This window comes from Pseudonocardia sp. McavD-2-B (assembly GCF_024124365.1).
In the GTDB taxonomy this organism is placed as follows: domain Bacteria; phylum Actinomycetota; class Actinomycetes; order Mycobacteriales; family Pseudonocardiaceae; genus Pseudonocardia; species Pseudonocardia alni.
On record NZ_JAMXSG010000191.1, the window covers coordinates 1 to 11,306 of the forward strand.

Sequence of the window (11,306 nt, forward strand, 5' to 3'; positions counted from 1 at the left end):
CGCCGCGGCGGTGCTGCTGGTGGTCCGCGAGCCGCGGCTGCCGCGGCTCGGCGCCCGGTACGCCGCACCGGGGACGCAGGCGGCCACGACACCGGCCGACCCCGACCGGGCGGCCTGGGAACGGCTCGACGCCGGCGGCGACCCGACCGTCGGCCCGCGTGAGGGGGAGAACTAGCATGACCTCGACGTCCGGGCGACGCGCGAGCGGAGGAGGAGTCGGCCCTGTGAGCACTACGGGCACTGCCGGTACTGCCGGACACCCGAACGGGACACCGGGTCGCGTACCCAGCGTCCTCGAGTCCATCGTGGACGGAGTCCGGGAGGACCTCGCCGAGCGCGAGAGCGTCGTCGACCTCGCCGAGATCAAACGGCGGGCCGCGGCCGCGCCGCCGCCGCGGGACGCGATGGCGGCCCTGCGCGAGCCGGGTGTCGGAGTCATCGCCGAGGTGAAGCGGGCCAGCCCGTCGAAGGGGTCGCTCGCCGACATCCCCGACCCGGCCGACCTCGCCGAGGCCTACTCCGCCAACGGCGCGCGGGTGATCAGCGTGCTCACCGAGCAGCGCCGCTTCGGCGGCTCGCTGGCCGACTTCGACGCCGTCCGCGCCCGGGTCGACACCCCGCTGCTGCGCAAGGACTTCGTCGTCACGCCGTACCAGGTGCACGAGGCCCGTGCGCACGGCGCGGACGTCGTACTGCTGATCGTCGCCGCGCTGGAGCAGCCGGTGCTCGCCTCGTTGCTCGACCGCGTCGAGTCGCTCGGGATGACCCCGCTGGTCGAGGTGCACACCGAGGAGGAGTGCGACCGCGCCCTGGAGGCCGGCGCCACCCTGATCGGGGTGAACGCCCGCAACCTGCACACCCTCGAGGTGAACCGGTCGGTCTTCGGTGAGATCGCCCCCGGGCTGCCGTCGCACGTGCTCAAGGTCGCCGAGTCCGGCGTCCGTGGCCCCGGTGACCTGCTCACCTACGCGGGCTGGGGAGCCGACGCGGTGCTGGTGGGCGAGGGCCTGGTGACCAGCGGTGACCCGTCGGCCGCGGTGCGCGGGCTGGTCGCGGCCGGGTTCCACCCGTCCTGCAGCCGCAACGGCGGCTGAGCCGTGCTCGTCACGCTCGCCGCGGCGCTCCCGACGTCCATCCCCAGCCCGGACCGCGGTGTCTGGCACCTCGGCCCGGTCCCGATCCGGGCGTACGCGCTGTGCATCATCGCCGGCATCGCGGTCGCCCTGTGGTGGGGCGAGCGTCGGCTGCAGGCGCGCGGCGGGCGGGCCGGGACGGTGCTCGACGTCGCGGTGTGGGCGGTGCCGTTCGGCCTGCTCGGCGGGCGGCTCTACCACGTCGCCACCGACTGGCGGACCTACTTCGGCCCCGGCGGCAACCCGTGGGGTGCGCTGGAGATCTGGAACGGCGGGCTCGGGATCTGGGGCGCCATCGCGCTCGGCGGGGTCGGGGCCTGGATCGGCTGCCGCCGCCACGGCGTCCCGCTGCCGCTGTTCGCCGACGCGGTCGCGCCCGGCATCATCGTCGCCCAGGCGATCGGGCGGCTCGGGAACTGGTTCAACCAGGAGCTCTACGGCGGCCCGACCACGCTGCCCTGGGGCCTGGAGATCTACCGCCGGGTCGACCCCGCGACCGGGCTGGACGACCCGCTCGGCGGCGTCGCGCTCGACCCCACGCCGATCGCGGTCGTGCACCCCACCTTCCTCTACGAACTGCTGTGGAACCTCGTCGTCGCCGCGCTGATCGTGCTGGCCGACCGCCGGTTCCGGCTCGGCCACGGCAAGGTGTTCGCGCTCTACGTCGCGGGCTACACCCTCGGCCGGTTCTTCATCGAGCTCATGCGCACGGATCCGGCGACCCGCGTGTTCGGCGACGTCCGGATCAACGTCGTCGTCTCGGCCGTCGTGTTCGTCGGGGCGGTGCTCTACGTCGCGTTCGCCCGGCGCGGCCGCGAGGAGTTCGTCGCGCCCGAGCCGGAGGACACCACCGCTCCCGGGGAGCAGGGCACGCCCCAGGAGCGCGAGGACGCGTGAGCGCGTTCGCGGGCTTCGGCGACGGCGCCGTCGAGTTCTACGACGGCCTGCTCGCCGACAACTCCCGGGCGTACTGGACCGACCAGCGCGAGGTCTACGAGAGCGACGTCCGCGGCCCGATGACGGCGCTGCTCGCCGACCTCGAACCGGAGTTCGGGGCGGGCAAGGTGTTCCGGCCCTACCGCGACGTGCGCTTCGCCGCGGACAAGACGCCGTACAAGACCCATTGCGGCGGCTTCGCCGAGCCGTTCTACGTCGAGGTGTCCGCGGACGGGATGCTCGCCGCGGGCGGCTACTACTACATGGCGCCCGACCAGCTGACCCGCTACCGCGAGAGCGTCGACGACCAGCGCCGCGGCGAGGACCTGCGGGCCCGGCTCGACACCGCCCGCGCCGCCGGGCTCACCGTCGACGGCGCGACGCTCACGACCCGCCCGCGCGGCACCGACCCCGGCCATCCGCGGCTGGACCTGCTGCGGCACAAGGGGCTCTACGTGTCGCGGAACTGGCCGCCGGACGACGTGCTGCACGGCCCGCGGGCCCGGGACCGGGTCCGCACGGTCTGGCGGGCCTCCCGCCCGGTCACCGAGTGGCTCGACGACCACGTCGGGCCCAGCGAGCTCCCGCGCCGCTGACCCGCCGACGGTCCGGGCGGCGCCCGACGGGTTTCCGTGACACGGTCGACAACCTGCGCGGTGATCCGGACGACGGCCGGGGTACGAACACCGCGCACGGGCCGACGCGGTCCGGGTCGACGCACAGGGGAGTGGGCATGGGAGTGCAGGGGCGGACGCGGGGCCGGCGCACCCGTGACGGGCTGCTGGCACTGGTGACGGCGGCGTTCGTCGTCGCCGGGTGCACCGCGGCCGGGCCCGCCGCCGCGCCGCCGCCCGCCGGGGCGCTGTCCCAGCAGGTCACAGGCGCCGCGACCGGCGAGGCCGCGGTGCCGCACCTGCGGGCCCTGGAACGCATCGCCGACGACAACGGCGGCAACCGCGCCGCCGGGACCCCCGGCTACGACGCGACGGTCGACTACGTCGCCGGCGTGCTGCGCGACGCCGGCTTCGACGTCACCACCCCCACCTACGACGCCGGGGACGGCCGCGAGCTGCGCAACGTCGTCGCCCGCACCCGCGGCGGCGACCCCGCCCGGATCGTGCTCGCCGGCGCCCACCTCGACTCCGTTCAGGCCGGCCCCGGCATCAACGACGACGGCAGCGGCATCGCCGGGCTGCTCGCCGCGGCAACCGCGCTCGGCCCGCAGCCGGGCGTCGGCGCCACCGTCTCCTTCGGGTTCTGGGGCTCGGAGGAGGACGACCTGCAGGGCTCGACCGGCTACGTGCGGTCCCTGTCGGAGGAGGAGCGCGAGCACCACCTGCTCTACCTCAACGCCGACATGCTCGGCTCGCCCAACGGCGGCTACTTCGTGCAGGGCGGCCGCGGCGAGGACGACGAGGAGCGGGGCCCGTCCGGCTCCGGCGTCGTCGCCTCGGTGCTGGCCGAGGAGCTGGTCGCGGCGGGCGCCCCGCAGCCCGAGACCATCGGCCTCTACGGCGACGACGACGGCCCCTTCGCCGAGGTCGGCATCCCGGTCGCGGGCGCGGTCACCGGCGACGAGGACACCAAGTCCCGCTCCCAGGCCCAGCTCTGGGGCGGTGAACCGGGCCGGGCCTACGACGACTGCTACCACTCGGCCTGCGACCGGATCGGCAACGTCGACACCGTGAAGCTCGACCGCTACACCCGGGCGATCGCGGCGACCCTGGCCCGTTTCGCCGACGCCACCCAGCGCCCCTCCGGCTGAGCCGACCCGACCGGGTCCCACGGACGGCCGTGGGACCCGGTCCGCCTCAGAGCCGCGACGACGTCTCGCGGTCCGGCCGGCGGCGCGCCACCAGCACGGCCAGCCCCACCCCGAGCGCCGCCCCGGCGACGTCGACGAGCGCGTCGAGGACGTCCCCGCTGCGCCCGATCGGCAGCAGCGCCTGCGCGACCTCCGACGCCGCGGCGTAGACGACGAGCCCGCCCAGCAGCTGCCACACCCGGATCCCGGCGGCCCGCCCGGTCCACGCCAGCAGCGCGAACAGCAGCAGGTGGACGACCTTGTCGGTGCCCGGGGGTGCCGTCGGGACCCCGGACGCCGGGGTGAACAGGACCACCAGGCTCAACAGGACCGACAGGACGAACGGCTGGACACGCACGCCCCCAGTCTGCTCCACCGGTGACCGCCGGGATGAACACCGTCGAACCGGACGCCGACAGGCCGGGTTCCCGTCGTCCTGATCGTTCCAGACAGCGCTACCCTGATAGCCGTGACACGTCGAACCAAGATCGTCTGCACCATCGGTCCGGCCACGGCGACCCCGGACCGGATCCGTGACCTCGTGGAAGCGGGCATGGACGTGGCCCGGCTGAACTTCAGCCACGGGGACCGCGCCGACCACAAGCGCGTCTACGAGATGGTCCGCGACGCCGCCGACTCGACCGGGCGCGCCGTCGGCATCCTCGCCGACCTGCAGGGCCCGAAGATCCGGCTCGGCCGCTTCACCGACGGGCCCACCGAGTGGGCGACCGGCGAGGAGGTGCGGATCACGGTCGACGACGTGGCCGGCACCCCCGACCGGGTCTCCACCACCTACAAGGGCCTCGCCCAGGACGCCCAGGTCGACGACCGGTTGCTCGTCGACGACGGCAAGGTCGGCCTGCGGGTCGTCGCCGTCGACGGCAACGACGTGGTCTGCCGGGTGACCGAGGGCGGCCCCGTCTCGGACAACAAGGGCCTGTCGCTGCCCGGGATGAACATCTCGGTGCCCGCGCTGTCGGACAAGGACATCGCGGACCTGGAGTTCGCGATGTCGCTGCGGGTCGACGTCGTCGCGCTGTCGTTCGTGCGGAGCCCCGCGGACATCGACCTCGTCCACAAGATCATGGACAACACCGGCGCCGGCCGCGTCCCGGTGATCGCGAAGCTGGAGAAGCCGGAGGCCGTCGACAACCTCGAGGCCGTCGTGCTCGCCTTCGACGGCATCATGGTCGCCCGCGGTGACCTGGGCGTGGAGCTGCCGCTGCAGAACGTGCCGCTGGTACAGAAGCGCGCGGTGCAGATCGCACGGGAGAACGCCAAGCCGGTCATCGTCGCGACCCAGATGCTGGAGTCGATGATCACCAGCTCGCGCCCGACCCGCGCCGAGGCCTCCGACGTGGCGAACGCCGTCCTCGACGGCACCGACGCCGTGATGCTCTCCGGTGAGACCAGCGTCGGCCGCTACCCGATCAAGACCGTGCGGACGATGGCCGAGATCGTCGAGGCCGTCGAGGCGGGCCCGGCCGACGTGCCGCCGCTCAACCACGTGCCCCGCACCAAGCGTGGCGTGCTGTCCTACGCCGCCCGCGACATCGGCGAGCGGCTCTCGGCGCGGGCGCTGGTCGCGTTCTCCCAGTCCGGTGACACGGTCCGCCGCCTGGCCCGGCTGCACACCCGGCTCCCGCTGCTGGCGTTCACCCCGGAGCCCGCGGTGCGCAGTCAGCTCGCGATGACCTGGGGCGTCGAGACGTTCCTGGTCGACAAGGTCGACTCGACCGACGCGATGATCCGCCAGGTCGACCACGCGATCCTGTCGATCGGCAGGTTCAAGCCGGGTGACCTGGTGGTCGTCGTCGCCGGGTCGCCGCCCTCCACGGTCGGTTCGACCAACCTGATCCGGGTGCACCGCCTGGGCGAGAACGACCACGCCTGAGGCCGGTTGGGCATACTCACCGACCGTGAGTGCCGATTCCGCAACCGCGCAGACCGCAGCCGACGGTGAACCGCGCGGCCAGGCCGTCCTCGACGACCTGGTCGCACTGCTGGACCTGGAGCGGCTGGAGGACAACCTCTTCCGCGGGGTGAGCCCGCCGGTGTCGCTGCCCCGTGTGTTCGGCGGGCAGGTCGCGGGCCAGGCGCTGGTCGCCGCGGGCCGCACGGTGGCGGCCGACCGGGGCGTCCACTCGCTGCACGCCTACTTCATCCGGCCCGGGGACCCGAGCATCCCGATCGTCTACGAGACCGAGCGGGTCCGCGACGGCCGGTCGTTCACCACCCGCCGGGTGCTCGCCATCCAGCGCGGCGAGCCGATATTCTCGCTGTCGGCGTCGTTCCAGCTGCCGCAGAACGGCCTGGAGCACTCCCAGCCGATGCCCTCGGACGTCCCCGCGCCGGATGCCGTCGACGACCTCGGCACCCGCGCCGCCCGCGGCGACGGAGGCTGGATGGCCGGGCTGCCGCGCCCGCTGGACATCCGGCTGATCGACGAGCCGTCCTGGTCGCAGGACCACCCCGGTCCGTCCGACGACCCGATGCGGCTGTGGCTGCGCGCCGACGGCGAGCTGCCCGACGACCCGCTGCTGCACGTGTGCCTGCTCACCTACGCCAGCGACCTGACCCTGTTGGGGTCGGTCGTCGCCCGCCACGACGTGCCCCGGACCGGGCTGCAGATGGCGAGCCTGGACCACGCGATGTGGTTCCACGCGCCGTTCCGGGCCGACGAGTGGCTGCTGTACTCGTGCTTCTCGCCGGCCGCGTCGGGCGGGCGCGGTCTCGCGAGCGGCCGCTTCTTCACCGCCGACGGCCGCCTGGTCGCCACCACCATGCAGGAGGGACTCGTCCGGGTCCCGCGCGTCGGGAGGGACGCACGCCCATGACCGTCGAGTCCGAGATCTCACTGCCCAGTGTCAACGGCGGCAGGCTGCCCGGCTTCCTGGCCCGCCCCGAGACCAGCACCCCGGGCCCGGCGATCGTGATGATCTACGAGATCTTCGGGATGACCCCGGAGATGCGCCGGGTCGCCCGCGACCTGGCCCGCGAGGGCTACACCGTGCTGATCCCGGACCTGTTCGCCCGCGGCCGGGTGAAGCCGCTGTGCATCGCCTCGACGGTGGCGACGATGGCCACCGGCCGCGGCGCCGCGCTCGGCGACTGCGAGTCCGCGCGGCGCTGGCTGGCCGACCAGCCCACCGTCGACGCCGACCGGATCGGGGTCATGGGGTTCTGCATGGGCGGCGGGTTCGCGATGCTGCTGTCCCAGAGCGGTCTGTACCGGGTCGCGGTGCCGTTCTACGGCCGCGCCGGCGTCGAGGTGGAACCGGTCTGCCCGGTCGTCGCCAGCTTCGGCGGCCGGGACGCGCAGTTCGCCGACGGCTACCCGCAGCGCCTGGAGGCCGACCTGACCGAGCGGGGGATCCCGCACGACGTCGTCGTCTACCCCGAGGCCGGGCACTCGTTCATGACGCGCACGCCGGGTGTGAAGGGCGCGGTGGCGCGCCGGACGCCGCTGCACGCGGAGTACCACGAGCCGTCGGCGACGGACGCGACGGAGCGGGTACGGGCCTTCCTGCGCAACCACCTGTAGCCGGGGCAGGATGGGGGGTGTGAGCGAGCGCGATGATCAGCAGGACCGGGCCTGGGGCTTCCGCACCCGGGCCGTGCACGCGGGGACGGTGCCGGACGCCGCGACCGGTTCCCGGGCGGTGCCGATCCACCAGACGACCAGCTACGTCTTCCGCGACACCGACGACGCCGCGGCGCTGTTCGCGCTGCAGAAGTACGGGCTGATCTACTCCCGGATCGCCAACCCGACGGTGTCGGCGCTGGAGGAACGCCTGGCCAGCCTCGACGGGGGCATCGGCGCGGTGTGCACGGCCAGCGGGCAGGCCGCCGAGTTCCTCACCTTCGCCGCGCTCGCCGGGGCGGGGGACCACGCCGTCGCCGCGGCCGGGCTGTACGGCGGCACCATCACCCAGCTCGACGTGACGCTGCGCCGCTTCGGGGTCGACACGACCTTCGTGCCGGGCACCGACCCGGCCGACTACGCCGCCGCGATCCGCGACAACACCAAGTTCGTCTTCGCCGAGGTCGTGTCCAACCCGGGCGGCGAGGTCGCCGACATCGCCGGGCTCGCCGAGGTCGCGCACGCGGCCGGGCTCCCGCTGATCATCGACGCGACGCTGGCGACGCCGTACCTGTGCCGGCCGCTGGAGCACGGCGCGGACATCGTGATCCACTCGGTGACGAAGTTCCTCGGTGGGCACGGCACCACCCTCGGCGGCGTCGTGATCGAGTCCGGCCGCTTCGACTGGGGCAACGGTCGCTTCCCCGGGATGACCGAGCCGGTCCCGTCCTACGGCGGGCTCACCTGGTGGGGCAACTTCCAGGAGCTCGGGTTCCTCACCAAGCTGCGTGCCGAGCAGCTGCGCGACGTCGGTGCCACGCTGTCCGCGCACTCGGCGTTCCTGCTGATGCAGGGCGTCGAGACGCTGCCGCAGCGGATGGAGTCCCACGTGGCAGGAGCGCAGAAGGTCGCCGAGTGGCTCGAGGCCGACCCGCGGGTGGAGTACGTGACCTACCCCGGGCTGCCGTCGCACCGCCACCACGAGCGGGCTCGCCGGTACCTGCCCGCGGGGCCGGGCGCGGTGTTCGCGTTCGGGGTGCGCGGTGGCCGGGCCGCCGGGGCGCGGTTCATCGAGTCGGTGCAGCTGTGCAGCCACCTCGCCAACGTCGGCGACGCCCGCACCCTCGTCCTGCACCCCGGGTCCACCACCCACCAGCAGCTGACCACCGAGCAGCTGGAGCACGCCGGGGTCCCCGAGGACATGATCCGGATCTCGGTCGGGCTGGAGGACCCGGACGACATCGTCTGGGACCTCGACCAGGCCCTCACCGCCTCGCAGAAGGAGACCGCGTGACCTGGGAGAACCCGCCCGCGTGGCGGCGGCAGCAGATCCTGCGCGACACCCGCACCGTCGCCGTCGTCGGGGCGAGCCCCAACCCGGCCCGGGCCAGCAACTTCGTCGCCACCTACCTGCTGGCCTCGACCGGGTTCGAGGTGTACTTCGTCAACCCGAACGCGACCACGATCCTCGGGCGCCCGGTGTACCCCTCGCTCGCGGAGCTGCCGGTGGTGCCGGACCTGGTCGACGTGTTCCGCCGCCCCGAGGACCTCGACGGGGTGCTCGACGAGGTGCTCGCCCTCGACCCGGCGCCGTCGACGTTCTGGCTGCAGTTCGGCCTGTTCGACGAGGACCTGGCCCGCCGCGCCGAGAGCGCGGGCCTGACCGTCGTCATGGACCGCTGCCTCAAGGTCGAGCACGCGCGGTTCGCCGGTGGACTGCACCTGGCCGGGTTCGACACCGGAGTGATCACCTCGCGGCGCCGGAACTGACCCGGGTGCCCCCGGCGGTCAGATCCGTTCGGGGGCCCGCCCGGCGTCGTCGACGACCTCCTCGCTCGCCGCCGGGGGACCGGCCTCGGCGCGGGCCTGCTCCGCCGCCTCGTCGGCCTCCTCCCGGGTGGCGTACTCGGTGAGGACCCCGCACCCGCAGTCGCAGCGCACCACCCACCGGTCGGCGACGTCGGCCATCATCAGCACCTGCGGGTCGTGACCGTCCACGGGGGCCTCCTTCGGTGGCGTGACGGGCATCATTGCGCGCCGCAGCGACGTGCGCCATTCGTGGCGCGGGTCCGGCCCGCCGTCGTCAACCGTGACGAAATCCGGGTCGGGACCGTGACAGCGGCTGTGACGGGGGACACGGTGGACCGCCGTCGTCCATCGACCCGCAGATCCGGGGGAACCGCCATGACCGCCACCGTCGACCACGTCGCCCTCCTCCGCGCCCGGGTGCGGGGCCCCGTCCTCGGACCCGCCGACCCCGGCTACGACGCCGCGCGGCGGGTCTGGAACGCCGCGATCGACCAGCGACCTGCCGTCCTGGTCCGCTGCGCCGACGTGGAGGACGTCGTGACCGCCCTCGACCATGCCCGGAGGTCCGGGCTGGAGGTCGCCGTCCGCGGTGGCGCACACAACTCCGCCGGGCACAGCGCGGGGGACGGCGCCCTGGTGATCGACCTGGGTGACCTCGACGCCGTCGTCGTCGACCCCGACGCCCGCCGGGTGCGGGTGGGCGGTGGCGCGTTGCTGAGCGGGATGGACGCCGCCACCCAGGAGCACGGGCTCGCGGTCCCGGCCGGCGAGATCGGGCACACCGGTGTCGGCGGGCTGACCCTCGGCGGTGGCATGGGCTGGCTGACCCGGCGGGCCGGGCTGACCGTCGACCACCTGGTGTCGGCGCAGGTCGTGCTCGCCGACGGCCGGGTCGTGCGGGCCGCCGCCGACGAGCACCCCGACCTGTTCTGGGCGCTGCGCGGCGGGGGCGGCAACTGCGGCATCGTCACCGAGTTCGAGTTCACGGCGGTACCGGTCGGCCCGCTCGTGTCGGTCGGGATGTTCTTCTGCGGCCTCGACGACGGGCCGGCCCTGCTGCGCGCCGCCCGCGACGCGATCGGGCGGCTGCCGTCGACGGTCGGGTTCCAGGTCGTCGCAGTGAACGCACCGCCCGCCCCGTTCGTCCCGGAGGAGGTGCGCCTGCGTCCCGGATGGGCGGTGATGGTCGTCGGCACCACCGGAGCCGTCCCGGACCCGGACGCGGAGCAGGTGCACGACCTGCTCCGCGCGACGCTGCCGGACCGGCTGTTCGAGTTCTGCACCCCGATGCCCTGGACGGCGCTGCAGCAGATGTTCGACGAGCCCAACGGCTGGGGCGTGCACTGCTACGAGAAGGGCTGCTTCCTGCCGTCGCTGACCGACGCGGCCGTCGAGGACCTCGCCGCGCACGTCGCGCGGAAGGTCTCGCCGATGTCGGTCGTGCACCTGTACACCCTCGACGGCGCCTTCTCCGCCGTCGACGACGACGCGACCGCGTTCGGCGGCGGCCGCAGCCCGCGGCTCGGGCTGTTCGCGGTCGGGCTCACCACCGACCCGCAGGGCCTCGCCGCGGAGCGGGAGTGGGTCCAGGGTCTGGCCGCGGCGATGGCCCCGCACGCGCTCGGCGCCGGCGTGTACGTCAACGCGATGATGGGCGACGACGCCGGTCGGGTCCGCGCCACCTACGGCCCCAACTACGCGCGGCTCGCCGCGGTCAAGGCGGTCTACGACCCGGACAACGTCTTCCACCGCAACGTCAACGTCCCTCCGGCGGGCTGATCCGGCTCACCAGCCGAGCAGGCCGACCAGGAACGCGTGGACCAGCCAGAACGGGGCGAACGCCAGGGCGACCAGCCCGCCGGGCCCCACGCCGCGCCGGGCCGGGAACACCAGTGCGACGGCGGCGAGCCCCCAGGGGACGAGCAGGGCGACGCCGCGCAGCGGCCAGGACGCGACCCCGGTGGCCAGCGCGAGCAGCAGTGCCACCGCGACCCAGCCGGCCGTCGCGGCCAGGCACCGGGGCAGCACCGCGGCCGGCCGC

Annotated in this window: 14 protein-coding genes; 11 read left to right on the forward strand and 3 right to left on the reverse strand. The window is 74.2% G+C overall.

Going from position 1 to position 11,306, the window contains the following annotated elements:
- The first annotated feature begins 10 nt into the window (after positions 1-10).
- The 5 genes from NH602_RS21560 to NH602_RS21580 all read left to right on the forward strand — a co-directional run bounded on the left by NH602_RS21560 (position 11) and on the right by NH602_RS21580 (position 3,834).
- A complete protein-coding gene (locus tag NH602_RS21560) occupies positions 11-175 on the forward strand; it encodes a Trp biosynthesis-associated membrane protein (protein WP_308292870.1) in 165 nt (54 codons plus the stop codon).
- Positions 176-224: 49 nt separating this feature from the next.
- Positions 225-1,094 carry an indole-3-glycerol phosphate synthase TrpC gene (gene trpC / locus NH602_RS21565; protein ID WP_301549202.1) on the forward strand — a complete coding sequence of 290 codons (870 nt, stop codon included), beginning with the start codon at positions 225-227 and terminating at the stop codon, positions 1,092-1,094.
- A gap of 3 nt (positions 1,095-1,097) precedes the next feature.
- Positions 1,098-2,030 carry a prolipoprotein diacylglyceryl transferase gene (gene lgt, locus NH602_RS21570; RefSeq protein WP_253068745.1) on the forward strand — a complete coding sequence of 311 codons (933 nt, stop codon included), beginning with the start codon at positions 1,098-1,100 and terminating at the stop codon, positions 2,028-2,030.
- Positions 2,027-2,665, forward strand: a complete 639-nt coding sequence (locus NH602_RS21575; protein WP_253068746.1) for a DUF2461 family protein — start codon at positions 2,027-2,029, stop codon at positions 2,663-2,665. The genes lgt and NH602_RS21575 overlap by 4 nt, the downstream gene beginning before the upstream one ends.
- Positions 2,666-2,802: 137 nt before the next feature.
- Positions 2,803-3,834 (forward strand): M28 family peptidase, encoded by a 1,032-nt coding sequence (locus tag NH602_RS21580; protein ID WP_253068747.1) that lies wholly within the window; start codon positions 2,803-2,805, stop codon positions 3,832-3,834.
- Positions 3,835-3,880: 46 nt separating this feature from the next.
- Here NH602_RS21580 and NH602_RS21585 read toward each other — a convergent pair whose 3' ends face one another.
- Positions 3,881-4,231 (reverse strand): VanZ family protein, encoded by a 351-nt coding sequence (locus NH602_RS21585; protein ID WP_253068748.1) that lies wholly within the window; start codon positions 4,229-4,231, stop codon positions 3,881-3,883.
- A 111-nt stretch (positions 4,232-4,342) separates the two neighbouring features.
- Here NH602_RS21585 and pyk point away from each other — a divergent pair, with 111 nt between their 5' ends.
- Genes pyk through NH602_RS21610 form a run of 5 tightly spaced genes read left to right on the forward strand, consistent with a single transcriptional unit; the run spans position 4,343 to position 9,226 of the window.
- On the forward strand, positions 4,343-5,767 hold the full coding sequence (pyk, locus tag NH602_RS21590; RefSeq protein ID WP_073573872.1) for a pyruvate kinase: 1,425 nt from the start codon (positions 4,343-4,345) through the stop codon (positions 5,765-5,767).
- 25 nt (positions 5,768-5,792) lie between these two features.
- Positions 5,793-6,710, forward strand: a complete 918-nt coding sequence (locus NH602_RS21595) for an acyl-CoA thioesterase II (protein ID WP_253068749.1) — start codon at positions 5,793-5,795, stop codon at positions 6,708-6,710.
- A complete protein-coding gene (locus tag NH602_RS21600) occupies positions 6,707-7,417 on the forward strand; it encodes a dienelactone hydrolase family protein (RefSeq protein WP_253068750.1) in 711 nt (236 codons plus the stop codon). Before NH602_RS21595 ends, NH602_RS21600 begins: the two co-directional genes overlap by 4 nt.
- 19 nt (positions 7,418-7,436) lie before the next feature.
- Entirely contained in the window at positions 7,437-8,750 is a 1,314-nt protein-coding gene (locus NH602_RS21605; RefSeq protein WP_374210239.1) for an O-acetylhomoserine aminocarboxypropyltransferase/cysteine synthase family protein, read from the forward strand.
- On the forward strand, positions 8,747-9,226 hold the full coding sequence (locus NH602_RS21610) for a CoA-binding protein (protein WP_253068751.1): 480 nt from the start codon (positions 8,747-8,749) through the stop codon (positions 9,224-9,226). Before NH602_RS21605 ends, NH602_RS21610 begins: the two co-directional genes overlap by 4 nt.
- A gap of 18 nt (positions 9,227-9,244) precedes the next feature.
- Here the strand turns inward: NH602_RS21610 and NH602_RS21615 are convergent, their stop codons facing one another.
- Positions 9,245-9,454 carry a hypothetical protein gene (locus NH602_RS21615; RefSeq protein ID WP_073573867.1) on the reverse strand — a complete coding sequence of 70 codons (210 nt, stop codon included), beginning with the start codon at positions 9,452-9,454 and terminating at the stop codon, positions 9,245-9,247.
- Between the two features lie 186 nt (positions 9,455-9,640).
- Between NH602_RS21615 and NH602_RS21620 the strand changes: the two genes are divergently transcribed.
- A complete protein-coding gene (locus tag NH602_RS21620; RefSeq protein ID WP_253068752.1) occupies positions 9,641-11,044 on the forward strand; it encodes an FAD-binding oxidoreductase in 1,404 nt (467 codons plus the stop codon).
- Between the two features lie 6 nt (positions 11,045-11,050).
- Here the strand turns inward: NH602_RS21620 and NH602_RS21625 are convergent.
- On the reverse strand, positions 11,051-11,306 hold a 256-nt coding region (locus NH602_RS21625), incomplete at its 5' end, for a hypothetical protein (protein ID WP_253068753.1).

What these genes read in the sequence shown, in the direction of transcription:
- NH602_RS21580 (WP_253068747.1), top strand. Translation starts at nt 2,803, where the DNA reads ATGGGAGTGCAGGGGCGGACGCGGGGCCGGCGCACCCGTGACGGGCTG.
- NH602_RS21600 (WP_253068750.1), top strand. Translation starts at nt 6,707, where the DNA reads ATGACCGTCGAGTCCGAGATCTCACTGCCCAGTGTCAACGGCGGCAGG.
- NH602_RS21620 (WP_253068752.1), top strand. Translation starts at nt 9,641, where the DNA reads ATGACCGCCACCGTCGACCACGTCGCCCTCCTCCGCGCCCGGGTGCGG.